The organism is Lysinibacter cavernae, from assembly GCF_011758565.1.
Taxonomy (GTDB): Bacteria; Actinomycetota; Actinomycetes; order Actinomycetales; family Microbacteriaceae; genus Lysinibacter; species Lysinibacter cavernae.
In genome coordinates, this window is record NZ_JAAMOX010000003.1 from 45,281 (window position 1) to 70,721 (window position 25,441).

Sequence of the window (25,441 nt, forward strand, 5' to 3'; positions counted from 1 at the left end):
TCACGCGCACACGCTCTGTCGTTCGCGGCTACTTCAGCAGGTCGCCAAACAGGTTGTCAAAGTCGTCGCCGTCGGCAGCGTCCGACGAGGGCTGTTCCTGCTTCGACGGCTTTGACGACTTCGCCTTCCGTGACGACTTGCCCTTTTTCTGCGTCGAGACCTCGTCAGCAGCGGGGCGTTCTTCGTGTGTCACCTTGTCGGCCGGTGCGGCTGACGAGTTTGCAGATGGTAGCTCCCAGTTCAGGGTCTCGTCGTCTGGGCCGTCTTCTGGCTCCGGCGTGCCGGTTGGGATGCTCAACTGCTGCGTCTGGGTATTGACTCCGCCAAGCAGCTGGTCGAAGGTCAGCGCCGGCTCGTCCGGCAGCTCAAGGATGTCGGGCGTGTCCGCGTTATCCGCTGCGGCCGGCGCGATGTCTTCTGGGATCTCGACGGCGAGACGCAGACCTGAAAGATCGACCGTGTCGCCGTTGTCGCGGAACGCTTCTCCAACGATCACAGTGTCCTCGAGGTCCTCGTCGAGGTCAGCGGTGTTCGGCTTTTTGTCACTCATGCTCGACGAATCGTCAAACTCAACAACGATGTCGTCACCCTGAAGAACGGTGTCTTCTGCGTCGTCCTCGGCAGGAGCATCCGGCACGTAGGCAATCTCATCGCGAACGATCGGGGTCAGCACGGTGTCGTCAGATACGTCTGCTGCAGCATCGTCATCAGCTACGGCCGCGTCAATGACAACGTCGTCTACAGCGAGGTTGTGAGGTTCAACGACCTCTGCCTCCAGCGCTGCCTCTGCCTCTGCCTCGTGGTCGTGATCCGCGTCGGCAGGGGTGCTGTCGTCGCTGGCCAGCTCGGTTTCGACGGCAGCTTCTTCTTCGGCGAGCGCTTCTTCGGCAAACACCAGTTCGGGAGCCGAGCCGGCCGACCGGTAGGTGCGCGCGCCGGAGCCGGCCGCGGCGATCTCGGAGTCGATGTGGGCCATCACGTCGTGGGCAAACGTGCGGGTCGTCTCAGCGAGTTCGGCGGCAAACTCCCGAACCTTTGCGGTGGCTTCGCCACCCTGTTCTGGAACGGGCGGGGTTTGGGGCTCCTGCGCTGACTCTTCCGAGGGTGCGTGCTGGGTAACACGAACGTCGTCACCCTGCTCTCCCTTAGAAAAGAGGTTGCGCGCGGAATCGAATATTCCCATCAGATCTCCATCGTGTGGTGTATCGGCGGTTGTGTCCCCACAGGACACTTTATCTGACTCGGACTGCCAAGATGCCCGGCATGCTGTAGCCATGAGTTCCGAGAGCGCTGCTCGGTTGGTTAAGATCGGAAGAGCGCCGTCTCAAGTGATGACCCATCGTTGCGCACAACCATTCCAGAAGGCCTCATGTCTCAGCTTGATCCGTTTGAACTGTTGAGTGCCGCCGCGTCAAGGGCCGGTGTCTCCATTGTGGAAGATACAGAGCAGCCGCCAGCAGCTGTTGGCGGCGGCTGGTTTCTCCCATCCGACACACACCCGCATGAGCAATCATGGCTCGCTTGGCCGATGGATGGGGAGGTCCTCGGCCGTACCGAAGGAATGGCTGACGAGGGTCGCGCCGCTTGGGCATCCGTCGCCAACGCCGTCTCCGAGTTCGAACCGGTGAGCGTTGTCTGTCGCCCCGGCGACGAGGCCAAGGCCAGGCGGCTCCTCGCAGGCGACATCTCGCTGTACGTGAGTGCCCATACCGTTCCGTGGCTCAGAGAGACGGGACCGTCGTTTGTCCTCAACGGCGATGACCTCCTTGGCGCTGTCGACTGGGCAGGACAATACGATTCGGCTGGTGACACGCAAATCGCAAGCCGCATCGGCGAATGGGCAAGGGCAACGCGGGTCTCTTCACCGCTCCAAGCCTCGCCCTCCTGTTTCGCCGCGAACGGCAGCTCGACGGTACTTGCGCTCCGCAGCAGACGACTCGAAGGATCGTCGACGGGCCAGAAACGCCGTCACCTCGAAGAACAACTCCGCGAGGTGACCGGAACGGAGCACACTGTCTGGCTCCCCCAACCGCTCACGAGCGGACCGAGGGTTTCACGGGGAGAGCAGGCAGCACGTGTGGATGACCTTGCGGTGTTCGCGAGCAGCAACGTCGTCCTTGCTCACGATCAGCGGGACGCGCAGCATCCCGATTTCCTCGTGAGCAAGCAGCTGCGCCAGACGCTCAGTACTGCGAGAAATAGCGGTGGCGAGCCCTTTGAGCTGGTTTGGCTTCCTGCTCCAGAGACACTCCGCGACACCAATCGTTTTGTTTCATACAGCTATGTCAACCACTACGTCACCAATGATGCCGTAGTGCTCGGTACCTATCGGGACCCCAACGACGACGTTGCAGCCTCCATACTTGCCGATCGTTACGGCCTGGAGGTGGTTCGGGTGGATGCGCGTCCCCTCTTCGCACGGGGTGGCGGCGTGCGTTCGCTTGTTGTGCCACAGCCTCGGTCACAGCAACAGTAATAGCTTGCGTACACGACGACGGCCCGCCCCTCTGCTGAGGAACGGGCCGTCGTTGTGTATCGCTTAGTGGGCGGCGAGTGCGTGAGCCTTCAGCTGCTCGTATTCGGCCTGGCTGATGGAGCCGGCCTCAAGGAGCGCTTTTGCCTTCGCAATTTCGTCTGCTGGGCTGTGCCCTGCAACCGTGCGGATGTACTCGTCAGCAGCCTGCTTCGCCTGCGTTGCGTCGCGCTGCTGGCGCTCTGCCATGCCGCGTCCTCGTGCGATGAGGTAAACCAACACCGTGAGGAAGGGCAGGAAAATCAGGAAGACGATCCATACGGCCTTCCACCACCCGTTGAGGTCACGGTCGCGGAAGAGATCTCCGATGACGGAAAACAGCGCAAACAGGTAGGCGATGAAGGCGAACGCCCAAAAGAACACCCACACAAAATCCCAAACGTTTGACCACATGTGATCAGCCGCCTTTCATGATATGAGTGCTGGGGGGCCCGCGGTCGGGAACACTCGGTATGTTCTTTAGCGTAGCGTTCCTGAGTGTCCCGTGTGTGAATTATGTTAAGAATCGTCAAGCAACTGCAGGCTAGAACTGCGTCTGCAAGGTGCAGTAACCTACCCCCATGAAACTCATCGCCACTGCCGCCGTATTCGCCTCCGCGCTCCTCATCCTTTCCGGATGTTCAGGGGCCCAAAGCGATACCGATATCGAGGGAACCTGGGGTGGTCCAGAGGGGAGCAGTAAGCCGTTCCTCACGTTTGCAGAAGACGGAAAGATCAGCGGCTTTGACGGGTGCAACACCCTCATGGGCTCCTGGGAGCGCACCGACTCTGGCGTAGACTTCGGCCAGCTCGCCTCAACCCGAATGGCCTGTGACGGGGTCGACACCTGGCTGAGCAACGGCGTTGAGGGAACCATCTCTGGCTCAACCCTCACCGTACTCGGCGAGGATGGCAGCACGATTGGCACGCTCAAACGCCAAGACTCCTAGCTCGGCGGAGGCCGGCCACGGCTGACGCATGGAGCCTCAACCAACCGTCGGCGCAGAGTTTGCGTTAGGTTCGCGAGCGCGGCCGTTAGGAAACCGTTAGGAGCCGTCACAATACCCGTTTTTGGGTGTTCAATCGGCTCTGTACCCCGCGAGAGACAGGCATCATCCGGATGCGCGGCGCGGGGGCGAAACGGAGTTCCTGTGCCTCAGCGCGTGTATCACACGTCGAAAACATCGGCCCCTCGCCAGGGGGGTCACTAACTCATGATGTTCTTCAACGTGCTCGCGGTCGTCTTGGCCGTCGCCGCCATCGGCTACCTTGTGTATGCCCTCGTGAAGCCGGAGCGTTTCTAGTGAACGTCGGTTTTGCGATTCTGCAGGCGGCGACGCTTGCCCTCATCCTCGCTCTTGTCTATAAACCGCTCGGTGAGTACATCGCAAGGGTGTATGAGTCGACCCGCCACTTGGCCGTTGAGCGCGGCTTGTACCGGTTGGTTGGTGTCAACCCAGACGCTGAGCAAACCTGGCGGCTGTACCTGCGGAGCGTGCTCGCCTTCTCTGTACTCAGCGTTGTGTTGCTCTTCGCCCTCCAGCGGGCCCAGGCTATCCTCCCCCTGTCTCTCGGGATGCCTGCTGTGCCGTCTGGGCTTGCGTTCAACACCGCAGTTTCGTTTGTCACCAACACCAACTGGCAGTCATACTCCCCCGACGTGACCATGGGTTACTCGGTTCAGCTGCTAGGGCTTGCGGTACAGAACTTCCTCTCGGCCGCCGTCGGAATCGCCGTCGCCATCGCGCTGGTTCGTGGTTTTGCGCGGCACTCGTCGGGAACAATCGGGAATTTTTGGGTTGATCTCACCCGTGGCATCAGCCGCCTGCTCCTCCCCCTCGCGGCGATCATGGCCGTTGTGCTCGTCGCTGGCGGCGTCATCCAGAATCTCAACGGATTCACTGAGGTAACAACGCTCACCGGCGGATCACAGTCAATTCCTGGCGGCCCAGCAGCGTCTCAAGAAGCTATCAAACTGCTCGGGACCAACGGTGGAGGATTCTTTAACGCCAACTCGTCGCATCCCTTCGAGAACCCTACGGCGTGGACCAACCTCGTGCAGGTGGTGCTCATGCTTGCCATCCCGTTCAGCCTGCCGCGCGCCCTCGGCCGCATGGTTGGCAGCACCAAGCAGGGCTACGCAGTCTTGGCGGCGATGGCCACCATCTTTGTGGTTTCGCTCAGCCTGCTGACGTGGGCAGAAGCGTCAGGAGCCGGAGCAGCACCGCAGGCGGCCGGCGGCGCAATGGAGGGAAAGGAGCAGCGGTTCGGCATCGCAGCATCCACCCTCTTCGGGGCCACCAGCACGCTCACGTCGACGGGCGCGGTGAACTCAATGCACGACTCGAACACGGCCTTCGGCGGACTCATCACCATGATCAACATGATGATTGGCGAAGTTGCCCCAGGCGGTGTTGGCTCTGGCCTGTATGGGATGCTCGTGCTCGCCATCATTACGGTGTTCATCGCAGGTCTGTTGGTTGGCCGCACGCCAGAGTTCCTTGGCAAGAAGATGGGCCCTCGCGAAATGAAACTCGCGAGCATGTTCATCCTCGTCACCCCGACCCTCGTGCTGCTTGGAACCGCGCTGAGCTTCGCAATCCCCGCGATCAGGGAGAGCGTGGTTGGCACGTCGATCCTCAACCCCGGCCTGCACGGACTCTCTGAGGTGCTCTACGCATTCACCTCGGCGGCCAATAACAATGGTTCGGCCTTTGCGGGACTGACCGCCGACACCACCTGGTTCAACACGGCGCTCAGCATCGCGATGCTCCTCGGCAGGTTCATTCCCATCGCGCTTGCGCTGGCGCTCGCCGGCTCGCTCGCCTCGCAGTCAACGGTGCCCCCAACCGTTGGCACCCTTCCGACGCAGACCCCACAGTTTGTTGGGCTGCTTGTTGGAGTCACCCTCATCGTTTCGGCACTCACCTACTTTCCGGTGCTTGCCCTCGGACCACTCGCGGAAGGCCTGCAGTAATGTCCACCCTCGTAGAACACTTCAATTCCGAAATCTCTGAACCAGAACCGGAGCCGCACGACCAACGTGTCCGCCCCACAACGGGCTTTGGCTTGACGCAGCTTCGACAGGCCCTTCCTGGGGCGTTCCGAAAGCTCGACCCACGGGTGATGTGGCACAACCCCGTCATGCTCATTGTCGAAGTTGGTGCGGTGCTCACGACGGTCCTTGCGATCGCCGAGCCGCTCATGGCCGAACCTCAGACATCGGGAGGGTCAGCCATTCCTGGCGCGTTTACCTGGCTCATCGCGGTGTGGCTCTGGCTGACCGTGCTCTTTGCGAACCTCGCTGAGTCGGTTGCAGAGGGCCGGGGGAAGGCGCAGGCAGACAGCCTCAGGCAGACCAGAACCAGCACCCTCGCCAACCAGGTCATTGGCTACAACGAGTCAAACGATCCTGCCGCACTCAGTGCGATCACGGCGCCGCTGTCATCCGCAGATCTTGCGCTCGGCGACGTTGTGGTTGTTGTGGCCGGCGAGCTCATTCCCGGTGACGGCGACATCATCTGGGGCATTGCGTCCGTTGACGAGTCGGCCATTACTGGTGAGTCAGCACCGGTTGTCCGTGAGTCTGGCGGCGACCGCTCTGCGGTCACCGGCGGAACGCGCGTGCTGTCGGACAGGGTCGTCATCCGCATCACAAGCAAGCCGGGAGAAACCTTTGTTGACCGCATGATTGGCCTCGTCGAAGGAGCCTCCCGCCAAAAGACTCCGAACGAGATTGCCCTCAACATCCTGTTGGCAAGCCTGTCGATTGTGTTCCTTGTTGTCACGCTGACGCTCAATCCGATGGCACGCTTCTCGGATGCTTCGGTGAGTGTTCCCGTGCTCGTCGCCCTGCTCGTGTGCCTCATCCCAACCACCATTGGAGCGCTGCTCTCTGCCATCGGCATTGCTGGAATGGACCGGCTGGTTCAGCGCAATGTGCTCGCGCTGTCTGGTAGAGCGGTCGAGGCCGCAGGCGATGTGACCACGCTCCTCCTCGACAAGACCGGAACCATCACGTACGGAAACCGCAGAGCCGCTGAGTTCATTCCACTTCACGGAGTTGACCTCGCCGAACTGGTCGAGGCCGCCGCGCTCTCCTCGCTAAGCGACCCGACGCCGGAGGGTAAATCGATCGTTGAGCTCGCGCTGGCGTCCACGTTTGTGCAGCCGGCGACGGTGAACGGGGAGATTGTCCCTTTCACCGCGCAGACACGGATGAGCGGGCTCAACCTACCGGACGGAGGAGTGATCAGGAAGGGCGCTGGCTCTGCCGTGCTCTCGTGGATTGGCGAAACGGGAGCGCTCAGCGAATCGGTCGCCAGCAACCTCACCGCTGAGGTCGAACGGGTGTCGCAGCTCGGCGGGACGCCGCTTGTTGTTGCGGTTCATCCCGCAGGTGAAACTCCGCGGGTGCTTGGCGTTGTCTATCTGAAAGACATCGTGAAAGACGGCCTCCGCGAGCGCTTTGACGAGCTGCGGGCCATGGGGATTCGGACGGTCATGATCACGGGAGACAACGCACTCACCGCGGCAGCCATCGCCGAAGAGGCTGGAGTAGACGACTTTCTTGCCGAGGCGACACCAGAGGACAAACTTGAGCTCATCAAACAGGAGCAAGCGAACGGGAACCTCGTAGCCATGACCGGCGACGGCACCAACGATGCCCCTGCCCTCGCCCAAGCCGATGTTGGTGTCGCGATGAACACTGGAACGTCTGCGGCAAAAGAGGCAGGCAATATGGTCGATCTTGATTCCGACCCGACGAAACTCATCGATATTGTGCGCATCGGGAAGCAACTGCTCATTACGCGCGGCGCGCTCACCACGTTCTCCATTGCCAACGACATCGCCAAGTACTTTGCGATCATCCCGGCGATGTTTGTTGCGGTCTTCCCAGGGCTCGCGGTGCTCAACGTCATGCAGCTGCATTCGCCGGCCTCGGCGATCCTCTCGGCGATCATCTTCAACGCAATCATCATTGTTGTCCTCATTCCGCTCGCCCTCCGCGGAGTCACGTATCGACCGGCTGGCGCCCAGCAAATCCTGAGCCGCAACCTCCTTGTCTACGGTCTCGGCGGCATTATTGCCCCGTTCATCGGGATCAAACTTATCGACCTACTGGTCTCCCTTCTTCCAGGCTTCTAACGCGGTGGCCGCCGGGCCAACCGGTCAAGCACCCCGTCAATTTCTCACAGAAAGTAGCTCATCATGAGCACAGCACGTACCACCGTTCGCCAGTACTGGGTTGCCCTTCGGGTACTCCTTGTCTTCACCGTCGCCCTCGGTATCGCTTATCCACTCGTGGTGACCGCAATCGCCCAGGTGGCGATGCCTGCCCGCGCAAACGGTTCTCTTGTTGAGATGAATGGTTCGGCGGTTGGGTCGTCCCTCATCGGGCAGTCGTTCTCAGGCGCCGATGGCGACCCCCTGCCTGAGTGGTTCCAGCCCCGCCCATCTGCCGCCACAAGCGCTGATCAGAACGGCTACGACGCGGCCGCTTCGAGCGGCAGCAATCTTGGCCCAAACAACCCGGACCTCGTTGCGGCGATCACCGAACGTCGCGCGGATATCGCGGCATTCAACGGGGTTGACCCGTCGATCGTTCCCGCTGATGCCCTGACCGCGTCATCCTCTGGCCTTGATCCACACATCAGCCCCGAGTACGCGCTCCTCCAGGTTGATCGTGTCGCAGAAGCACGCGGCCTGCCAGCCGCCACCGTTCACAACCTCGTCGAGTCTATAATTCAGGAACGTGACCTCGGGATGCTCGGCGAACCGACCGTCAACGTACTTCAACTGAACCTCGCCCTCGAGGCGCTTGCAGAAACGGATGGGTAGCTCATGGGTCGTGGGCGACTGAGGGTGCTGTTGGGGGCCGCACCGGGCGTTGGCAAAACGTTCACGATGCTCGAAGAAGGTCGGCGTCTCCGCGACGAGGGCAAGGATGTTGTGGTTGCGCTCGTCGAAACCCACGGCCGTGCGGCAACGGCCAGCATGGTTGAGGGCCTTGAGGTCATCCCTCGGCTCACGACAGACCACCGCGGCGTTGAGCTCACCGAATTGGATGTCACGGCCGTCCTCGACCGTAAACCTGACGTCGCCCTCGTTGACGAGCTTGCCCACAATAACGCGCCGGGTTCTGCCAACGAAAAACGCTGGCAGGACGTCGAGCTGCTGCTTGATGCTGGTATCAACGTCATGTCGACCATCAATATCCAGCACATCGAGTCGCTGAACGATGTGGTGGAACAGATCACTGGTGCTCCTCAGCGCGAAACCGTGCCCGACGCGTTTCTGCGGGCCGCGGATCAAATCGAGGTTGTTGATCTCGCCCCACAATCGCTCAGAGACCGGCTCGCAGAAGGAAATGTGTACCCGGCTGCCCGCATCGATGCTGCCCTGTCGAATTTCTTCCGCCTCGGCAACCTCACCGCGCTTCGCGAGCTTGCCTTGCTCTGGCTTGCCGACGAGGTGGATAGCGCGCTCAAGGCCTACCGCGCTGAGCATGGCATCCAGAACAAGTGGGAAGCCCGCGAGCGCGTCGTTGTTGCCCTCACCGGCGGTCCTGAGGGCGAAACGTTGCTCAGGCGCGGAGCAAGAATTGCGGCACGTTCCGCCGGCGGAGAGCTACTCGCTGTTCACGTCGCCAATCAGGATGGGTTGCGCAAGCCACACCCTGGGGCCCTCGCCGAGCAGCGCGCGCTCGTTGAGAAACTGGGTGGCAGCTATCACCAAGTAGTTGGGGACGACGTGCCGCAGGCGCTTGTTGAGTTTGCTCGCGCATCCAACGCCACGCAACTTGTCATTGGCGTCAGCCGAAGGAGCCGTCCGCTTGCCGCGCTCACCGGCCCTGGAATCGGCACAACCGTCACGCGCGCCTCAGGCGATATCGACGTTCATATCGTCAACCACGCGGCGGCTGGCGGTCACTTCGCACTCCCCCGACTTGTTGGCGCGCTCACGTGGCGCCGACGGATCTTTGGCTTTGCGCTTGCGATCATTGGCGGCCCAATTGTGACCTGGCTCCTCGTGCATTTTCACACCGAGGAGTCCATCACGAGTGATGTGCTCACCTACCAGCTCCTCGTTGTTGTGGTCGCGCTGGTTGGCGGGATTTGGCCCGCGCTCTTCGCCGCACTATTGTCAGGCATCACACTCGATTTCTTCATCATCGAGCCGATGCATACTATCTCGATTGACCAGCCGCTGCACCTCTTCGCGCTCGCCCTCTACATGCTCAACGCCGTGCTCGTGAGCTACGTCGTTGACCAGGCTGCAAGACGATCACGCATTGCGGTCAGGGCTGCGGCGGAATCTGAGCTGCTCGCCACGGTCGCTGGCAGCGTGCTCCGAGGCCAGGATGCCCTCCAGGCCCTTGTGAATCGCACACGCGAGGCCTTCTCTCTGACGGGTGTGCGCCTACTCAGCAACGGGCAGGTACTCAACGAAGACGGCGACTGTTCGCGGGCAGAGACTCGCAGCACCCTACCGGTTGGCACCCGCGCAACACTCGAACTCTACGGTCAAGACCTTGAGGCATCTGAGCGCCGCCTGCTTGCGGTGATTACCACGCAGATTGATGCTGCGCTCGAGCACAGCGATCTCGCCGAGACAGCCGAGGCCGTTGGCCCGCTCACCGAGAACGACCGGATGCGCAGTGCCCTCCTTGCCGCGGTTGGCCACGACCTTCGCCGCCCACTCACGGCCGCAACGGCCGCGGTGAGCGGGCTTCGGTCAACAGACATCGAGTGGTCGGAGGCCGACAGAAACGAGCTACTCGCTACGGCAGAGGAGAGCCTCGAATCGCTCTCGGAGCTCGTGACAAACTTGCTCGATGTCAGCCGGGTGCAGGCCGGCGTGCTCGCCGTCTCGCTCACCCCGATCGATGTTGAAGACGTCGTGCTTCCGGCACTCGACGAGCTCGGCCTCGGGCCAAACGAAGTAGAACTCAGCCTGTCACCAGAGCTCGCCCAGGTTGTTGCGGATGCCGGCCTGCTGCAGCGGGTCATCGTCAATCTCCTGTCCAACGCCATGCGATACACGCCGGGTGGCAGACCGGTTCGACTTTCGGCAAGCGAGTTTGCCGGCAACGTTGAGATTCGGGTGGCGGATCACGGTCCTGGCATCCCTGAAGATCGCCGCGACGACGTCTTTATTCCGTTCCAACGCCTTGGCGATACCGATAACCTCACTGGCCTTGGGCTTGGGCTCGCCCTCTCAAAGGGCTTTACCGAGGGAATGGGCGGCACGCTTCACGCCGATGACACCCCTGGGGGTGGCCTCACGATGGTTGTGACCCTTCCCTCAACAGCGCCGCATTCCCCGGAGGAACCAGCATGAAGATTCTGATTGCAGACGACGACCCCCAAATCCTTCGCGCGCTTCGGGTCACTCTCGGCGCCCGTGGTTATACGATCATTACGGCCGCCGATGGTGCGGAGGCGCTTAACAAGACCATCGAGCACCACCCTGACCTCGTGATGCTCGACCTCGGTATGCCAAACGTCGATGGGCTCGACGTCATCGCAGGGCTCAGAGGCTGGACCCAGATCCCGATACTCGTGGTGTCGGGCCGCACCGGCGCGGCCGATAAGGTTGAGGCGCTCGATGCCGGCGCGGACGACTACGTCACAAAGCCGTTCTCGATTGATGAGCTGCTGGCCCGCATCCGTGCTCTGACCCGCAGGCAGGTCGTTGCCGAGGACGCCCCCTCAATCGTGTTTGGCGAGGTGACGGTCGATCTCGCGGCAAAACAGATCACCCGACTTGTGGATGGCGTAGCCACTCCCGTTCGCCTCACCCCAACCGAGTGGCTCATTTTTGAGGTGCTGTTGCGAAACCCTGGGAAACTCGTGCCGCGAGAAACGCTGCTCGCAGAGGTCTGGGGACCGACGCACACGGGCGATAGCGGCTACATCCGCCTCTACCTGGCCCAACTCCGTAAAAAGCTTGAGCCGGAACCCTCTAGGCCACGCTACCTACTCACTGAGGCTGGAATGGGGTACCGTTTCGTGCCATAGCGCGGCCGTTTACCGCCTCCGCACACGCGCCGGAACGCTCGCAACACGCAGGTCGATCCCGCAGGTTGCGCCTGTCAAGGGGTAGTCGCCCGAACCGCAACGTCATAGGATACAAACGGGCGTCCTACCCCGCCCACAGGGGGCTAACTCATGGCGGACTCGACCGCATCCAATGCCGCATCTCGCGTCTACGATCTCGTTGTTATTGGGGCGGGGCCTGTCGGTGAAAATGTTGCTGATCGCGCCGTCCAAGCAGGACTCACCGCTGTCATCGTTGAGAGCGAACTTGTTGGCGGTGAATGTTCATACTGGGCCTGCATGCCAACCAAAGCGCTCCTTCGCACCGGGGCGGCCTGGCGAGCAGCAGACGCCCTCGGTGTTGCTGGAACAATCGACGCAAATGCCGTGCTCAAGCGGCGTGATTCGTTCGCAAGCGACTGGCACGATGACGGTCAGGTCGGCTGGTTAGAATCCGCCAGCATCCACCTGATCAGGGGTCACGGACGCCTCGACGGCGAGAAGCGCGTCGTCGTGAGCAAAACCGATGGCACTCAAGAACAGGTTGAGGCGCGGCATGCGGTTGCGATCTGCACGGGGAGCGCCGCGAATCTTCCCGACGTCGAGGGCCTGGCAGCCGCCCGCCCGTGGAGCAGCAGGGAGGCAGCAAGCGCCCACCACGTACCAAAACGATTGCTCGTGATTGGCGGAGGCGTAGTTGCCGCTGAGATGGCCACCGCTTACGCGTCCCTCGGCTCGGCCGTCACGCTTCGTTCACGCAGCGCGCTGCTTGGCGGTCGAGAGGCATTTGCTGGCGAGCTCGTTGCTCAGGGCCTTCGTGACCTTGGTGTGGATGTTGGAGTCGGCGCTTCTCCCGTCTCTGTTTCCCGCGAAACCGAGCAACCCAATGATCTCAGGCCAGCAGGTCCAGTGACCGTCACCTTTGACGACGGCACAAGTGTTGTGGCCGATGAACTTCTTGTGGCGACCGGTCGATCCCCTCGCACGACGGATCTTGGCCTTGAAACGGTCCACCTGAGCGCTGGCGATTGGCTGCCCGTCGACGATACCTTGCTTGTTGAAGGGGTAAGCGGTCAGTGGCTATACGCGGTTGGCGATGTGAACCACCGCGCCCTCCTGACCCACCAGGGAAAGTATCAGGCCCGAGCCGCTGGCGATGTCGTCGCAGCTCGGGCGCTTGGCCGGCCAGTGGATGACGCGCCGTGGGGCGCTCACGTGGCCACCGCTGATCACGCGGCGGTTCCTCAGGTCGTGTTCACCTCACCGGAGGTTGCCTCGGTCGGCCTCACCGCTGAGGAGGCGGAACACGCGGCTTCGGATGCGCAGCACATCCGCGCGCTCGATTACGAGCTTGGCCACGTCGCCGGGGCCAGCCTGCAGGCAGACGGTTATGCCGGCCATGCCCGCTTTGTGGTTGATGTGCAGCGCGGGGTCATCGTTGGCGCAACGTTTGTTGGGCCTGAGGTTGCCGAGCTGCTGCATGCGGCAACCGTTGCCGTTGTTGGCGAGGTTCCCATCAAGCGGCTGTGGCACGCGGTACCAAGCTACCCAACCGTGAGCGAGATCTGGCTTCGTCTGCTTGAGGAACTCGGCCGAGACTCGGCCTAGCCCCTTGGTTTGAGGTTTTGTTTTTCGCCAGTGTCAGTAGTTCAGGTTAGGTTATGCCCATGAGTACCCAGTTTTACACCGCGACCAGCATCGATGGCTATATCGCCGATTCGAATAACTCACTCGATTGGCTCTTAGCCCTCGACAACGCGCCAGGCATGGAGGGCGAGTACCCACGATTCATCTCGCAGGTTGGTGCCGTTGCCATGGGTTCAACCACCTACGAATGGATGCTCGAACACCACATCAACGCCGACCCCGCAGAACCGGCCGACTGGCCATACGAGCAGCCAACGTGGGTCTTCACGTCGCGTCCGCTTCCAGTCGTCGAGGGCGCCAATATTCGGTTCGTGCGCGGTGCCGTCGAGCCGGTGCACGCCGAGATGCTTGCCGCCGCAGGCGGGGCTAACGTGTGGATCGTTGGCGGTGGCGACCTGGCTGGGCAGTTTTATGATGCTGGCCTACTCAACGAGCTCATTCTCAGCGTGGCCTCCGTCACGCTTGGCGGCGGGGCTCCCCTCCTTCCTCGCGCCATCACCGGCCGCAGCCTTGCGCTCACCAGCGCTACGCAGTTTGGGGAGTCGTTCGCCGTGCTCACCTACCAGGTGCGCTACGAAGACCAGGTTCGCCCTGCGGCATCCGGCGGGCTCACCCCATCAACCTTCGATCAACCCCGCGACTGGGCGTAGGCCCCAGTGCGACTTCGCCGCAGCCTCGTCACCGGTAAGGGGTTGCGGCGCCGTCGGTCAGGCAGGGGATTCAGCTACTACGACTCCGATTCCGAACGTGTGAGCGATCTGCGAACCAGAGAGCGCATCCAGCGGCTCGCGATCCCGCCAGCCTGGAGCGACGTCTGGATCTCGCCGTATCCAAACGGCCATATTCAGGCCTGCGGAACCGACGATGCCGGGCGACGCCAGTATCTTTACCACGCAGCATGGACTGCGCACAGCGACCGAGTAAAGTTCGACCGCATCCTCGACCTTGCCGACTCGCTCAGCCCCGCCCGCAGGGCCGTCACGATAGCCCTCCGCACGCAGGAGCCGACAGAGGAACGCGCCCTCGCGGCAGCCTTCAGGCTGTTAGATCTTGGCTCGCTCCGGGTTGGCAGTGAACGCTACGCCGATGCCAACAACAGCCACGGCCTCGCCACGCTCTTGTGCTCGCACGCAACGGTTCACGCCCAACCGGCACCATCAGTCGAGCTGAATTTTCCCGCCAAAAGCGGCCAATCGTGGCAGTCAACGATCGTCGACACCGACCTCGCCAAGGTTGTTGCACGGCTCAAACGGCGGGGGCCAGCCGAGCGGCTCCTCGCCTTCTACGACAATGGACAGTGGCATGCCCTGAGTCCGCAACGAATCAACGACTATGTTCGAGAACGCACGGGCGGCGAGTTCACCGCCAAAGACTTTCGCACACTCCGCGGTACGACCGTAGCCGCAGTAAGCCTCGCAAACGCGCCGCCACCAACCTCGCAGCGCGACAGCAAGCGGGCCATCACCGAGGCCATCCGCGAGGTCGCAGAGGTCCTTGGAAATACTCCAGCAGTCGCGCGATCAAGCTACGTCGATCCCAGAGTCATCGACCAATACCACCTTGGGGTGACGCTCGGTGCTGGCTCCCGTGACACACCAGAACGGCGGCTTCGGGCGCTTGTGCAGCCACAACCATAATCCAACCGACGCTGCTGTCAACCCCTGACATTCACGAGCAGAGGACGCTAGATTGAGCACGTAGACAACATAAGGAGGCAGCTATGAACGCCCAGAATAGCCGGTTCGACGGCATTGAAGACTACGACCTCGACCTTGAAGCAGCCCTCGAAGTCGATCGCACGGAAGAGCTCCAGGACAATCTTGATATTGAGATTGAGGATGAATCCCAGGCGATTCGAGGTGCTGAGTCGCTTGAGGGCTTCGAGATTGTTGATGGATTTGGCGACAACGATAATCCTGATGACGACAACAACGCTGGCATCGAGACCGGCGAAAGCGATTCAACCGCTGATGACGACGAGAGTTGGGATCAGCAACGCGACCCAAACGCAGACTTTGACGAGCCCATCAATATTGAACGCGACGAGCAGACAACCGTGACCGATGGCCGTCATGTGCTCGACGAGTTTGGCGAAGATGTCGCCTCCTCACCGGCCCAGCAGGCAGAAGTGCTCGATGGCAGGGTTGACCCCGAGTCACCGGTTCGGCTCGGCAAGTCAGACTAACCCACATTCGTGACCAAGCCGGTGTGCCAACGGCGTGACGCTGAGCACACCGGCTGTCATATTGCGACGTTGCGGCACCTAGCTCCTGAAAATCTGAAGCGAGAACGCCGCCGTTTCGTCAAGATTCTGCCACTCGCCACTCCCGATGATGAGCGCCGCGGCTATCGCAATCAGCCACATCAGCCCAAGCAAAATTGCAAGGACCACCAACCGCACGCGGAGACCGGTGACGGTCATCCGAACGACCACCATGCCGATAAACAGCGCAATCACCAGGGCTATCCCGAGAACGGCGGGGCCGGGTTGCAGCTGACTCAGCCAGCCGAGCACCACGATCGAGATAATGACGGCGAAGACACCCGCAATCAACCAACCATGGCCGCTTGAGGTTGTGACAGCCGGTTGCTTCCATTCCCGGGCGGGATCATCAATTGGCGCCGGTTCCTTGCGGCGCGGATCGTCGTCCTGAATGGGATCGTGTCTGACTTCTCCGTGTGGCGCTGAGGTCGACGGCACCGCGTGAGCTGGCGGGTAGGTCGCCCGTTTCGCGTCGGCGTCTCGTGCCCCTGCTGCGGACGGTCCTGATCTGGAATGGATGGTTTCCGCTGGCCCATGCCGGTCGCGATTCGGCTCGTTCTGAGTCGGCTCGTCGGGCGTTGAATTTCCGTTGATATTACTCATGACAACCACCTCCTTTTGTTCAACGCTACGACCGCTCCGCCGTGGCGTTCAAGGGGGTTGACTCTGGCTCAGGGCACGTGCAAATCCCTGATCGCTGTGCCCCACCCGCGGCGTTTCTGCGGTTAACCACGGCTGGGGCCGTCAACACACAATGTATTGACGACCCCAGCAGGGCAAGACCGTGACGCTACGAGTTATCGTCCGCGAGCATAGACTCACGTCGCGCTTCCGCTGCTTTGATTCGTGCCTCGATGTCAGACTCGGGAAAGAGCTGGAGGCCGCTTGGCGTGTTCGACGCATCGGCGAGCACCTCTATCCATAGGCGGTTCAGCTCGGGTGCCCGGCTCCCCGCAAAGCGGAACTGCAACGGGATGTTTGGGGCAAGCCACAAGGAGACGCGGCCTGAGCCTGCATCTGGCTCGTTTGTCCAGTTAAGGAAGAAACACTCTTGGCGGCGAAGCTTAGCCGCGATAACCACCTTGAGGTGAGCGAGGGCTCTGTCTTCGATCTCGTATTCGGTGCTTGATCCATAAATCAGATATCCCATAGCTCTCATCATGTCGTTCTCGGCACCCGGTCGCAACAGCCTGCGGGGCAACCATTGGCAGGCCGAAGGTTGCATTGTCGATAGGTGATTGCAGAGAGTCAAGCCCCTTGTCCCGAGCCGACCTGGACCGTAGCGTGAGGACTTGGCAACTCTTCATCTGCCTCACGCGACTATAAGGAGCCGCTTATGCCGAAGAACAGCACCCCGCAAATAAAAGATCCAGAGCTGTACGAGACGCTTCGGGGCGACGGAGCCTCTGCCGAGAAAGCCGCACGAATCTCAAACGCCGCCGCAAACCAAGGGCGGGCGTCGATTGGGAGAAAGGGCGGCAAAGCCGGCTCGTACGACGATTGGACGATTATTGACCTCAAGAAGCGTGCCAAAGAATTGGGTCTCACCAACTATTCGGCAAAGAAGAAGGCCTAACTCGTCTCGATGCTGCGCAATCATTAGCGCTTCTCGACCTGAGTCCGGCCTGACCGCTCAGTGGCGGCTTCTTACGTCACTACACGTTACGGCGACCCGAGATGGCTCGCAGGAGGAAGGCGATGACAGCAATGATTGCCAGCACAAGACCAACCCAAAGTAGGAAGTTCAACGACTGAACAAATCCGCCCGTCACTGCAAGGATGACCGCAATGATAATGAGCACTACCAAGAAGATATTCATGAGTGTTCCTTTCGTTGTGCAGATTCAGTTGGTGAGGGATCACCCTCGGCAGCCGACTGAATCATGCGTGCATAGCCACACTAGGCCCCCTTGAGTTCCCCGTGACAGGGGGTTGACAGGCCATCAGAACACATGCAATATCGCGAAAGGATCATTCTTATGAGTACTCACATCCCAAAGCCGCACGACCCACGACGTGGCGCAAATAAGCAGCCCACCGAGCAACACGCCCCTGCCTCGAGCGCGTCAACGGAGCACTCACAGCAGGAGCATCACAATCCCGAGACCGAAGAGGACACGGCGTCCGGAGGGCCTGCCTAATCCTGGGTCAGCCGACGATAACGTCTCTGTTCTCGAGAAGTTCGGTGACAACAGCGGTGGCCTGATTCATGTGCTCGTCCATCGCCTTTCGAGCTGCCTCGGGGTCTCGCCTCCGCACGGCCTCGAGGATGCTCGAATGATGCGAAATCACGCTGCTCTGCACCGCCGACATGCTGGATGCGTCGCGACGGCGCGTGTAGAGCACTCGGTCGAGCGGATTCAACAGCACCGAAACAAAGACGTTGCGTGCTGACCTGAACCACAGGTCGTGCATCGCAATATCTGCGCGCACAAAATCGTCGAGGTTGTCTCGCTCGTGCGCATCGATCATTTCTTCGAGCAAGAGGTCAAGTTCTTCAATATCTGTTTGCGACCGGTTCAGCGCGGAAAGCCCGATGGCCCCGTTTTCGATCATGCGTCGAAGATCGATGAGTTGTTTGGCCGCGACCTCATCGCTGAGGGTTGCCTCTGTTGCCCGCATGGCTGGCTCAAGCGCTTTCCAGTCGTGCACGGGATTCACGAACGTTCCTCGCCCGCGTTCAACACGAATGATGTTTTGTGCTTGGAGCGCCGAAAGCGCTTCCCGTACCGTCATACGGCTGACGTCGTGCTGCGCCATAAGGTCTTGTTCGGTTGGCACAACCGAGTTTGGTCCAAGTTCTCCCGCGACGATGCGATCGAGCAGTTCATCAGCAACTACGCTCACCAACGATTTTCGAGCCATGATTCTTTCCCCTACTCGCCCCCACGAATCCGACGGCCTGGTGCCCGTCGTAAGTGCATCATACGCTTGATGTTTCGAGGTTCTCGGATTTTTTCACGAAGTCCACAGGTGAAATGTCCGGGTGAGAGACATCGTTGTCGGGGAGTACGCTCGGTTTATGATCGATTCAGCTTCCCATCAGCCGGACTCTCCCCGTAAACGTCCGAAACGAGAGGATGTGCGGTCACGGCTGCTCGACTCGGCGATGCGGGTTTTTACCGAAGTTGGCTACCAGGCTGCCCGTCTCGATGTCATCGCTGAGCGTGCGGGATTCACGAAGGGAGCGCTGTACTCAAATTTCGCCTCAAAACAGGAACTCTTTGCCACGCTTCTTGGCGAGCGGCTGTCAGCCGCAGCAGCTGACTTGCTTGCCGAAGCAGGCGCTCAGCGCAGCCTTAACGAGGCCGTTGACCACGCGGCAAGGCGACTCGCCCACGAGGTCCTGCATGAGCAGTCCTGGCACGCGTTGGTCACCGAGTTCACGCTTCTCGCCGCGAGAGACCCCGAGGTAGGGCTCGTGTTTCGCGAGCTCAGACGAGACCGCCGTTCTCTGTTTGCCGATGGCCTCGCGAGGGCGGCGGCACCCTTCGGCGGATCTGCAGACCCTAACGAGTACCTGGCCATTTCTCTTGTCATCTTGTCGACCATCAACGGGCTTTCGGCTGAGCTCGCGGCCGACCCTGGCGCCCTGAGCGAGGCCGATGTGGTCTCTGGCCTCAGCGCCGTGCTGACCGCCGCACTTGTTCCGGCAACGTAAAAGCCCGTCCGGCTCTGTGGAGCTGGACGGGCTGAGTACAACGTCGATTGCTCGACCCTGCACGGGTGCGGTTATTGCGCGGGTGAGCGCATTAACCACCGGGGGGCTTTCCAGAGCTGTTCCGGCACGCGAAGCGCCGTAGCAGCAACCGTTACGATCGAGGAGCGGCAGAACAATCCGATGTCGTTCATGTTCTGCCTTCCTCTCGTAACGAAAACTTGTGCGCCGAATCCCCCAAAGACTCGGCCCACACATGGTGAACGCAATGCGTTCGTGCGTCGTCAGCCCCAAACTTCGGACGCATGGCTGTAACCCCAGCGCATATCAGACATGTCGCGTCTTCCCTCAGTGACATTCCCCTTGACTGTCTCAGAAAGCCGCAACTTCTTGCGCACTTATAGATTACGACACTCCCTCAGAGTTGGGGTCGGACCTGTCGCGATTTGTCGGATGCGCTGACGGGTTCCGTCGCCCGAGGGTGAGCTGGACCCGTGACGGTTTATTACCCACAGAGCCAACGGCCTCCCCCACCCCTGACAGAATGAGATCAATGACGACTCGATCACTGGCTATCATCGGGGCGGGCCCACGAGGCACGTCACTGCTTGACCGCATCAGCAACAACATCCGGCTCGGCGCAGGCGATCACCTGCACGTGCTCATTATTGACCCGTTTGTCGCAGGCCCAGGCCGAGTATGGCGCACCGACCAGGATCACGACTTAGTCATGAACACCTACGCCGGCCAGGCCACCCTGTTTGTGGATGATTCCGTCCGCTGCGTTGGCCCGCGCGAACCAGCCGGCGCCTCGCCCGATCTTATGGAGTGGGTTGATCACGTCCGACGGCTCACCATCGACGACAACCACGATTGGGCCGACTCCACCTATCTTGAGAAATCCCTCCTCGAGGACCACGAGCTCGTCGCTGAGGTTGCACGCACAGTGCCCTATAGCCACCCAAGCCGCGCCCTCTTTGGCCACTATCTCCGCTGGTTCTTCAACCGCACCACGGCGCTGCTCCCCGTAGGAGTCACCCTCGAGCTTGTTCAGGATCGGCTGGTTGATCTTCTCGATGCTACCGACGGCCGCCAGCGTCTCGTCCTCGAGAACGGCGCAGAGCTCACAGCGGATGCCGTTGTGCTCGCGATCGGCTGGCTCGATGCCCAGCCGTCACCTGCTGACGCATCCCTTCGCGAAGTTGCCGCAGCCGCGGGCCTCGGCATCATCGAACCGCAAAACCCGTTCGAGCAGCGAGTCGACCAGCTTCCGGCTGGGGAGCCGGTCATCGTTCGCGGGTTTGGCATGGGGTTCTTTGACCTCGTTTCTCGCGTCACGCTTGGTCGTGGCGGACGATTTGAACCGGTTGCCTCAGTATCCGCGGCGCACGGCCATCAGCTTGGGGCAAGCGAACTGGTGTACCACGCCTCAGGTCAGGAACCGGTCCTCCATGTTGGGTCTGGCAGGGGCATCCCCTTCCGCACCAAAACGCTCTACGGTTCGGTGCCGCCGAACACGCCACAGGCCAATTTACGCGCGCTGAGCATTGATCCGAACCGCAACGATCTCGATTTCAACGCTGAGGTACTGCCAGCGATTCGTCGGGACGCCGTCATTGCGTACTACACAACGCTCGCTCAGTCCGAACCTGACGCGTTTGTCACGGATGCCGCTGAACTCATTGCGTCGTTAGCGGACTCGGACGAAGACGCGTGGGACGACCTCATTGCCGGGGCCGTGCCGGTCGCCAGTCGTCGATGGTCCCTGAGCGAGGTTCACGACCCGACGCGTGGTCAGACGTTCGAGTCGCCGCGGGCGTTCACGGCCTGGCTTGATCGCCACGTTGAGGCCGACCTTGTTGAAGCTTCTCGCGGATCGGCCAGTGCGCTCAAGGCGGCTGCCTGGTCGCTCGGTCAGGCTCGCGGGGCTATCGTGCCACTCATCCAATTTGGGCGGTTGTCTCCCGATTCCTTTGCCAGCGGCTATCAGCCGTTTCAGGCCCTCGGAAACATGCTCGCGAGCGGGCCACCCGCGTTCCGGCTTGCGCAGCTGAGGGCGCTCATCGCGGCTGGCATCGTCCGCCCGGTTGGGCCTCGCATCAGCGTCACGGTCAAGCAGGGTGCCGACGGCCCCAACTTTGTTGCGTCCTCGCCTGCCGTGAGCGGCTCGGCGGTGAGCGCTCGCTGGCTTGTTGACGCTTGGATGCATGGCAACGCCGTCACCACGAGTCGTGAACCGCTCATCGGCACGCTCCTTGCACGCGGCGAGATCCGCCCACACACGCTCACCGGAGGACCGGAACCTCGCGAGCTAGGGGCCCTCGACGTTGAACGGCATTCGCTGAGGCTACTCGACCACCACGGCACCGCTCATCCGCGGCGCCATGCCATCGGCATCCCGACCGAATCTGCGGTGTTTTTCACCACGATCAGCCCGATTCCCAAATCAAACGCGTCACTGCTCCGCGAGACGGATGCCGTTGCCCGCGCGGTGCTCAGCGAACTGAACATTGGGGTTGCCGCGGCCACACATAGCTGACACCAAGCATCTGGGGTTACATTGGGTTCAATGAGCAAGACTCCCCCACCCAACAACACTCGCAGGTTCAGTGCGCACTCGCCTTTGCTCCTTGGCGGCCTCTCCGTGGCTCTTGCCGCGATTCTTGTGATCACCGTCGCGTTTATCGCAAACGAGCGCGCCCTCACCCTTGCGTCAGGAACAACGTCGGCAGGTTCAGAACAGACGCAAGCTGCAGAGGAACCCTCGGCGCGATCGAGCGCCCTCGATTCCCTCGTTCACGACTTCGTGTCAGAGTATCCACAATCTGCCGTTGTCATTGTTGACCTTGGCGATGCCTCAACCGCAGAGGCGAACGGCGACGTTCCGTTTACCAGCGCAAGCCTCTACAAACTTTTTGTGGCATACGACGTCCTGAGCGAGGTCGACGCTGGTGAGTACACGCTTGACGACTGGATGCCGGAGGTTGAGACGACCATCGGCGATTGCCTCGACGTCATGATTACCTACTCGGATAACGATTGTGGGGCCGCGCTTGGCACGATGGTCGATTGGGCGACGCTTGACCAACGGCTCGCCAACGAAGGCTACAGCCAGACGATACTCAATAATTACGATGAGTTCTTTGACCTTGACGGCGACAAAATCACAACGGCCAACGACGTCACGCTACTGCTCAGCAGGCTCGTGGCCGGCGAGTTACTGTCGCCCCAATCCTCTGAGCTTTTTCTGACGTTGCTGAGCGAGCAAACGCTCAACTACGCTCTTCCGACCGGCCTCGATGACTCGCTGAGTTTTGCGCATAAGACGGGATTGCTCGACGAGGTTTCCCACGACGCTGGCATCGTTTCTGCTCCGGCAGGCACGTTCATCGTGGTTCTGCTCACCGACGGCTGGGATGACGCGGCCGACGAGTCTCCCGCGCTGTTTACCGAGTTCGGCGAGCGCTTTTCTGCGCTCATCCGCGACTGGGCCTAGCCGCTCCAACAGCGGAACGGCGAGGCCACTGGCGTCATACGCTCAGGACGTCAGAGTGGAGCTGCAGGAGTTCGGCCGTGCGCTCGGCAGGGCCACGCCCAAAGCCGCACTCAGTGGCAACACCAAACTCGCTCAGGGCTTCGGATGCGGCAGCAATCCGTCGGGCAGCACCGTCAACGCCGTCCTCATGGTGGAGCAGCCCAAGGAAAATCTCGGTTTCGACGGGAACTTGAAGACCAATAAGCGGCGCAAAATAGGCCGCATCGTCGCGCTCGATTGGCACGGGAAGGTGCACCCAGTTAATGGGCCTTGTGGCCGATGTAAGAATGCCGCGCAGCACAGCGGCAAGATTTCCGGCATCCTTCGGCTGCACAAAATGCGCTTCCTCAACATCGCCGTAACACAGGTGGTATCCGACCTCAACGCCGGCGGGGACCTGCCCGGCCTGGCGGACTGCCCGCTCAACGACCCCCTCAATGACGTTCTCCCACCACGCGGTGAGGGTCCGGTCCCGGATCGAGACCTGTTCGATGAGCGCAAATTCGAGGGCGGTATCCCACTGAATCGCAAGGTCTTCGTGCGGAATGCTCGCAAGAATCTGCTCAAGTTCGGCAAACAGCGCGCGTTCGTACGGGGCCTCAACCGCAGCCTGGTCCTTTGGCAACACAAACGAACCGACCACGCCAGCTGGGGTCGGCAACGAAACCTGAAAACGGGTGCCTGCCGCAATCTCGCCGGCATCCCTGAGCGCACGGAAGACACCATACGACTCACGAGCTGCCTCCGCGTATCCCAGCGAGGGGAATGCCAGTTGCTCTGCGTCATAGCCTTCAACCAGCATCAGCGGCCGAGCATCAAACTGCCCACGAATGTAGATGGGTTCAATCGGAAGCCTCGTGAGCCCGTCTGCCTGCTCCATTCTTGCGCTCTGAAATTGGATCCAGTAGTACCGCTCGCCAACCTCACCGTCAGGAATGCGGCGAACATGCCCGCCGAGCTGGGAACTGACCGCGCGAAACACCTGCGCCGCATCCGGCAGGTTGATGCTGCCTACAAGGTGGGCACCGTGGACGTGAGGCTGTGACATTCGCTGTGGTTCCTTTCGCGGGGCGCTCACCCGCGAGCGCGCACCCAATAACTGTACCTGCCGTCAACCTCACGCGTGAGGTTGACGGCTGCGCCCGCGCCGTGACGCGCGTACCATCGAGGTATGTGCGGGCGATTTGTAGTTGCGAGGGCCACAGGCAGTCTTGTTGCCTTTTATTCGGTCGACCAACCTGCTGACGATCTTCCCGAACCGAACTACAACATTCGGCCGACTGACAGCGTGCCAATCGTCGTTGACACGGCGGCCCGTTCTCAGGAACCAGCAAACGATTCAGACGACGGCGCCGCTACCGGCGTACGCCGACTCGAGGCCGCTCGATGGTCGCTTGTTCCTCCGTTTGCAAAGGAACTGAAGCTTCCGTATCCGACGTTCAACGCGCGTTCGGAATCGGCGGCAAGCAAGCCGTCGTTCCGGGCCTCCGTCGCTACAAAACGCTGCATCGTTCCTGCGGACGGCTACTACGAGTGGCTCACGGCGGCGGACAACTCAAAAACACCGTTTTACATCACCGATGCGGATGAGGATGTTCCCCTCTCCTTTGCCGGCCTGTATTCGTGGTGGGCCGACCCCACATTCGCCGCAGACGACCCCGACCGATGGGTGCTCTCTGCCACAATCCTCACGATGGCGGCGCCTCCTGAGCTTGCACACATTCACGACCGGACACCGGTGACCCTGCCAACCACGATGATTGACGATTGGCTCGACCCCGGCACTCGAGGGGACCAGGGTCTTATGGATGCGGCCGTCGAGGCATCCCTTCCCGTCGCAAGGTCCCTCCACACTCGGCAGGTTGCGCCGCTCCGGGGCAACGGACCGGAACTCATTCGATCGGTAAGGTGATGATCTCCTGCCAAAAACAAATCACACGAATCGTTTTATTTGGGAACGTTGCGCCCATTAGCGTACTATGGATGCAATGAGAGTCGATTAGGGGTCGGCCCATTGGTTATATTTGTCTGCCCGCTCTGAGTTCCAATTGATACTAGGGGTTATCCGCAATGCAAGCCCGCGCCAAAATCACGCGCCAAAACATCATCGAATCATCGTCTGCTGTCTTCCTCCGAAAAGGATTCGCAGCCTCAACCATCAGTGATATCGCCGACGAGGCAAATATCACAAAAGGTGCGATGTACTTCCACTTTAAATCGAAAGAACTCATCGCAAGAGCGATCATTGAGATTCAAGTCGAGGCCAACGAAACGCTGCACGCAACGCTCGAAGCCAAGCAGCTCACCTCGTTTGAAGCGATGATCGAAATGTCCCACGAGATGAGCCGGCTCATCCAAGACAACATCGTGTACGCTGCCGCCACGCGGCTTGCGGTTGAAGTTGGCGTCTTTGGAGACCCTATTGCACAGACCTACGACGCGTGGAACGATCCGGTAACCCACCTCGTGAAGGCCACAATCGACGACGGCTACGTGTCAACGACAGTTGAGCCGGAGGTCCTCGCCGAGTTTCTGGTGACCACGTTCACCGGCATCCAAACGGTATCGCTCGTACAATCGAACTACGGCGACCTGCGCGAACGTATTGACGACATGTGGCGCATCGTACTCCCTGGCATTCTTGCCCCCGGAAACGAAGATCTCGCGGCGAAGACGTGCGACCGCGCCGCAGCACTCACCGCGTAGGAACAGACGAGCCCCGGCTTCCGGCAACAATCCAGCCGGTGCTGGATGCCGCGAATCCGGGGCTCCGCTGTCGCTCTCG

26 protein-coding genes are annotated in these 25,441 nt (G+C 61.0%); 19 read left to right on the plus strand and 7 right to left on the minus strand.

Annotation, left to right across the window (positions count from 1 at the left end; all coding sequences use genetic code 11):
* Positions 1 to 28: 28 nt before the first annotated feature.
* Positions 29 to 1,183, minus strand: a complete 1,155-nt coding sequence (locus FHX76_RS14200; protein ID WP_167151829.1) for a hypothetical protein — start codon at positions 1,181 to 1,183, stop codon at positions 29 to 31.
* A gap of 186 nt (positions 1,184 to 1,369) precedes the next feature.
* Here FHX76_RS14200 and FHX76_RS14205 point away from each other — a divergent pair, with 186 nt between their 5' ends.
* Positions 1,370 to 2,476, plus strand: a complete 1,107-nt coding sequence (locus tag FHX76_RS14205; RefSeq protein ID WP_167151831.1) for an agmatine deiminase family protein — start codon at positions 1,370 to 1,372, stop codon at positions 2,474 to 2,476.
* Between the two features lie 63 nt (positions 2,477 to 2,539).
* On the opposite strand, the gene FHX76_RS14210 is transcribed toward FHX76_RS14205, so the two are convergent.
* Positions 2,540 to 2,926, minus strand: coding sequence for an SHOCT domain-containing protein (locus tag FHX76_RS14210; protein WP_167151833.1), 387 nt, complete (start codon positions 2,924 to 2,926; stop codon positions 2,540 to 2,542).
* 167 nt (positions 2,927 to 3,093) lie between these two features.
* On the opposite strand from FHX76_RS14210, the gene FHX76_RS14215 reads away from it, so the two are divergent.
* From FHX76_RS14215 to FHX76_RS14265, 11 genes are all read left to right on the plus strand, one after another.
* Complete coding sequence (locus tag FHX76_RS14215) at positions 3,094 to 3,462, plus strand: META domain-containing protein (RefSeq protein WP_167151835.1); 369 nt, start codon at positions 3,094 to 3,096, stop codon at positions 3,460 to 3,462.
* A 264-nt stretch (positions 3,463 to 3,726) separates the two neighbouring features.
* Complete coding sequence (kdpF, locus tag FHX76_RS14220) at positions 3,727 to 3,816, plus strand: K(+)-transporting ATPase subunit F (protein WP_167151837.1); 90 nt, start codon at positions 3,727 to 3,729, stop codon at positions 3,814 to 3,816.
* Positions 3,816 to 5,489, plus strand: coding sequence for a potassium-transporting ATPase subunit KdpA (kdpA, locus tag FHX76_RS14225; RefSeq protein WP_167151839.1), 1,674 nt, complete (start codon positions 3,816 to 3,818; stop codon positions 5,487 to 5,489). Before kdpF ends, kdpA begins: the two co-directional genes overlap by 1 nt.
* Complete coding sequence (gene kdpB, locus FHX76_RS14230; protein WP_167151841.1) at positions 5,489 to 7,660, plus strand: potassium-transporting ATPase subunit KdpB; 2,172 nt, start codon at positions 5,489 to 5,491, stop codon at positions 7,658 to 7,660. Before kdpA ends, kdpB begins: the two co-directional genes overlap by 1 nt.
* Before the next feature lie 63 nt (positions 7,661 to 7,723).
* Positions 7,724 to 8,353, plus strand: coding sequence for a potassium-transporting ATPase subunit KdpC (kdpC, locus tag FHX76_RS14235; RefSeq protein WP_167151843.1), 630 nt, complete (start codon positions 7,724 to 7,726; stop codon positions 8,351 to 8,353).
* Between the two features lie 3 nt (positions 8,354 to 8,356).
* Positions 8,357 to 10,855 carry an ATP-binding protein gene (locus FHX76_RS14240; RefSeq protein ID WP_167151845.1) on the plus strand — a complete coding sequence of 833 codons (2,499 nt, stop codon included), beginning with the start codon at positions 8,357 to 8,359 and terminating at the stop codon, positions 10,853 to 10,855.
* The gene (locus FHX76_RS14245; RefSeq protein ID WP_167151847.1) at positions 10,852 to 11,535 is read left to right on the plus strand and encodes a response regulator; all 684 of its coding nucleotides are present in this window, start codon (positions 10,852 to 10,854) and stop codon (positions 11,533 to 11,535) included. Before FHX76_RS14240 ends, FHX76_RS14245 begins: the two co-directional genes overlap by 4 nt.
* A gap of 150 nt (positions 11,536 to 11,685) precedes the next feature.
* The gene (locus FHX76_RS14250) at positions 11,686 to 13,161 is read left to right on the plus strand and encodes a dihydrolipoyl dehydrogenase family protein (protein WP_167151849.1); all 1,476 of its coding nucleotides are present in this window, start codon (positions 11,686 to 11,688) and stop codon (positions 13,159 to 13,161) included.
* A gap of 59 nt (positions 13,162 to 13,220) precedes the next feature.
* Positions 13,221 to 13,850, plus strand: a complete 630-nt coding sequence (locus FHX76_RS14255) for a dihydrofolate reductase family protein (RefSeq protein ID WP_167151851.1) — start codon at positions 13,221 to 13,223, stop codon at positions 13,848 to 13,850.
* Positions 13,851 to 13,856: 6 nt separating this feature from the next.
* A complete protein-coding gene (locus FHX76_RS14260) occupies positions 13,857 to 14,837 on the plus strand; it encodes a DNA topoisomerase IB (RefSeq protein ID WP_167151853.1) in 981 nt (326 codons plus the stop codon).
* A gap of 83 nt (positions 14,838 to 14,920) precedes the next feature.
* A complete protein-coding gene (locus tag FHX76_RS14265; RefSeq protein ID WP_167151855.1) occupies positions 14,921 to 15,385 on the plus strand; it encodes a hypothetical protein in 465 nt (154 codons plus the stop codon).
* A 78-nt stretch (positions 15,386 to 15,463) separates the two neighbouring features.
* Here the strand turns inward: FHX76_RS14265 and FHX76_RS14270 are convergent, their stop codons facing one another.
* Together FHX76_RS14270 and FHX76_RS14275 are read right to left on the minus strand one after the other, a co-directional pair.
* Positions 15,464 to 16,066: a CvpA family protein gene (locus tag FHX76_RS14270; protein ID WP_167151857.1), complete on the minus strand. Its 603-nt coding sequence runs from the start codon at positions 16,064 to 16,066 to the stop codon at positions 15,464 to 15,466.
* Between the two features lie 187 nt (positions 16,067 to 16,253).
* Complete coding sequence (locus tag FHX76_RS14275; RefSeq protein ID WP_243848885.1) at positions 16,254 to 16,613, minus strand: DUF7882 family protein; 360 nt, start codon at positions 16,611 to 16,613, stop codon at positions 16,254 to 16,256.
* A 186-nt stretch (positions 16,614 to 16,799) separates the two neighbouring features.
* Between FHX76_RS14275 and FHX76_RS14280 the strand changes: the two genes are divergently transcribed.
* A complete protein-coding gene (locus tag FHX76_RS14280; protein WP_167151859.1) occupies positions 16,800 to 17,039 on the plus strand; it encodes a DUF7218 family protein in 240 nt (79 codons plus the stop codon).
* Between the two features lie 79 nt (positions 17,040 to 17,118).
* On the opposite strand, the gene FHX76_RS14285 is transcribed toward FHX76_RS14280, so the two are convergent.
* Complete coding sequence (locus tag FHX76_RS14285) at positions 17,119 to 17,283, minus strand: DUF2207 domain-containing protein (RefSeq protein WP_167151861.1); 165 nt, start codon at positions 17,281 to 17,283, stop codon at positions 17,119 to 17,121.
* Between the two features lie 159 nt (positions 17,284 to 17,442).
* Between FHX76_RS14285 and FHX76_RS14290 the strand changes: the two genes are divergently transcribed.
* Positions 17,443 to 17,604: a hypothetical protein gene (locus FHX76_RS14290; protein ID WP_167151863.1), complete on the plus strand. Its 162-nt coding sequence runs from the start codon at positions 17,443 to 17,445 to the stop codon at positions 17,602 to 17,604.
* Between the two features lie 7 nt (positions 17,605 to 17,611).
* Here FHX76_RS14290 and FHX76_RS14295 read toward each other — a convergent pair whose 3' ends face one another.
* A complete protein-coding gene (locus tag FHX76_RS14295; RefSeq protein WP_167151865.1) occupies positions 17,612 to 18,328 on the minus strand; it encodes a FadR/GntR family transcriptional regulator in 717 nt (238 codons plus the stop codon).
* Between the two features lie 157 nt (positions 18,329 to 18,485).
* On the opposite strand from FHX76_RS14295, the gene FHX76_RS14300 reads away from it, so the two are divergent.
* The 3 genes from FHX76_RS14300 (at position 18,486) to FHX76_RS14310 (ending at position 22,617) form a co-directional block, all read left to right on the plus strand.
* Positions 18,486 to 19,124, plus strand: a complete 639-nt coding sequence (locus FHX76_RS14300) for a TetR/AcrR family transcriptional regulator (protein ID WP_167151866.1) — start codon at positions 18,486 to 18,488, stop codon at positions 19,122 to 19,124.
* Between the two features lie 550 nt (positions 19,125 to 19,674).
* Entirely contained in the window at positions 19,675 to 21,660 is a 1,986-nt protein-coding gene (locus FHX76_RS14305; protein ID WP_167151868.1) for an FAD/NAD(P)-binding protein, read from the plus strand.
* 30 nt (positions 21,661 to 21,690) lie between these two features.
* Positions 21,691 to 22,617: a serine hydrolase gene (locus tag FHX76_RS14310; protein ID WP_167151870.1), complete on the plus strand. Its 927-nt coding sequence runs from the start codon at positions 21,691 to 21,693 to the stop codon at positions 22,615 to 22,617.
* Between the two features lie 34 nt (positions 22,618 to 22,651).
* On the opposite strand, the gene FHX76_RS14315 is transcribed toward FHX76_RS14310, so the two are convergent.
* Complete coding sequence (locus FHX76_RS14315; protein WP_167151871.1) at positions 22,652 to 23,704, minus strand: hypothetical protein; 1,053 nt, start codon at positions 23,702 to 23,704, stop codon at positions 22,652 to 22,654.
* A gap of 123 nt (positions 23,705 to 23,827) precedes the next feature.
* On the opposite strand from FHX76_RS14315, the gene FHX76_RS14320 reads away from it, so the two are divergent.
* Together FHX76_RS14320 and FHX76_RS14325 are read left to right on the plus strand one after the other, a co-directional pair.
* On the plus strand, positions 23,828 to 24,568 hold the full coding sequence (locus FHX76_RS14320; protein ID WP_167151873.1) for an SOS response-associated peptidase: 741 nt from the start codon (positions 23,828 to 23,830) through the stop codon (positions 24,566 to 24,568).
* A 158-nt stretch (positions 24,569 to 24,726) separates the two neighbouring features.
* Positions 24,727 to 25,362 (plus strand): ScbR family autoregulator-binding transcription factor, encoded by a 636-nt coding sequence (locus FHX76_RS14325; RefSeq protein WP_167151875.1) that lies wholly within the window; start codon positions 24,727 to 24,729, stop codon positions 25,360 to 25,362.
* Positions 25,363 to 25,441 lie beyond the last annotated feature (79 nt).

Bases quoted from the DNA above. Each gene is read 5' to 3' on its own strand.
- FHX76_RS14270 (WP_167151857.1), bottom strand. From the start codon at position 16,066: ATGAGTAATATCAACGGAAATTCAACGCCCGACGAGCCGACTCAGAAC.
- kdpF (WP_167151837.1), top strand. From the start codon at position 3,727: ATGATGTTCTTCAACGTGCTCGCGGTCGTCTTGGCCGTCGCCGCCATC.
- FHX76_RS14210 (WP_167151833.1), bottom strand. From the start codon at position 2,926: ATGTGGTCAAACGTTTGGGATTTTGTGTGGGTGTTCTTTTGGGCGTTC.
- FHX76_RS14315 (WP_167151871.1), bottom strand. From the start codon at position 23,704: ATGTCACAGCCTCACGTCCACGGTGCCCACCTTGTAGGCAGCATCAAC.
- FHX76_RS14250 (WP_167151849.1), top strand. From the start codon at position 11,686: ATGGCGGACTCGACCGCATCCAATGCCGCATCTCGCGTCTACGATCTC.
- FHX76_RS14280 (WP_167151859.1), top strand. From the start codon at position 16,800: ATGCCGAAGAACAGCACCCCGCAAATAAAAGATCCAGAGCTGTACGAG.
- FHX76_RS14295 (WP_167151865.1), bottom strand. From the start codon at position 18,328: ATGGCTCGAAAATCGTTGGTGAGCGTAGTTGCTGATGAACTGCTCGAT.
- FHX76_RS14305 (WP_167151868.1), top strand. From the start codon at position 19,675: ATGACGACTCGATCACTGGCTATCATCGGGGCGGGCCCACGAGGCACG.
- FHX76_RS14245 (WP_167151847.1), top strand. From the start codon at position 10,852: ATGAAGATTCTGATTGCAGACGACGACCCCCAAATCCTTCGCGCGCTT.
- FHX76_RS14300 (WP_167151866.1), top strand. From the start codon at position 18,486: ATGATCGATTCAGCTTCCCATCAGCCGGACTCTCCCCGTAAACGTCCG.
- FHX76_RS14325 (WP_167151875.1), top strand. From the start codon at position 24,727: ATGCAAGCCCGCGCCAAAATCACGCGCCAAAACATCATCGAATCATCG.
- FHX76_RS14205 (WP_167151831.1), top strand. From the start codon at position 1,370: ATGTCTCAGCTTGATCCGTTTGAACTGTTGAGTGCCGCCGCGTCAAGG.
- FHX76_RS14215 (WP_167151835.1), top strand. From the start codon at position 3,094: ATGAAACTCATCGCCACTGCCGCCGTATTCGCCTCCGCGCTCCTCATC.
- FHX76_RS14310 (WP_167151870.1), top strand. From the start codon at position 21,691: ATGAGCAAGACTCCCCCACCCAACAACACTCGCAGGTTCAGTGCGCAC.
- kdpC (WP_167151843.1), top strand. From the start codon at position 7,724: ATGAGCACAGCACGTACCACCGTTCGCCAGTACTGGGTTGCCCTTCGG.
- FHX76_RS14285 (WP_167151861.1), bottom strand. From the start codon at position 17,283: ATGAATATCTTCTTGGTAGTGCTCATTATCATTGCGGTCATCCTTGCA.
- FHX76_RS14290 (WP_167151863.1), top strand. From the start codon at position 17,443: ATGAGTACTCACATCCCAAAGCCGCACGACCCACGACGTGGCGCAAAT.
- FHX76_RS14255 (WP_167151851.1), top strand. From the start codon at position 13,221: ATGAGTACCCAGTTTTACACCGCGACCAGCATCGATGGCTATATCGCC.
- FHX76_RS14265 (WP_167151855.1), top strand. From the start codon at position 14,921: ATGAACGCCCAGAATAGCCGGTTCGACGGCATTGAAGACTACGACCTC.
- FHX76_RS14275 (WP_243848885.1), bottom strand. From the start codon at position 16,613: ATGGGATATCTGATTTATGGATCAAGCACCGAATACGAGATCGAAGAC.
- kdpB (WP_167151841.1), top strand. From the start codon at position 5,489: ATGTCCACCCTCGTAGAACACTTCAATTCCGAAATCTCTGAACCAGAA.
- FHX76_RS14240 (WP_167151845.1), top strand. From the start codon at position 8,357: ATGGGTCGTGGGCGACTGAGGGTGCTGTTGGGGGCCGCACCGGGCGTT.
- FHX76_RS14320 (WP_167151873.1), top strand. From the start codon at position 23,828: ATGTGCGGGCGATTTGTAGTTGCGAGGGCCACAGGCAGTCTTGTTGCC.
- FHX76_RS14200 (WP_167151829.1), bottom strand. From the start codon at position 1,183: ATGGGAATATTCGATTCCGCGCGCAACCTCTTTTCTAAGGGAGAGCAG.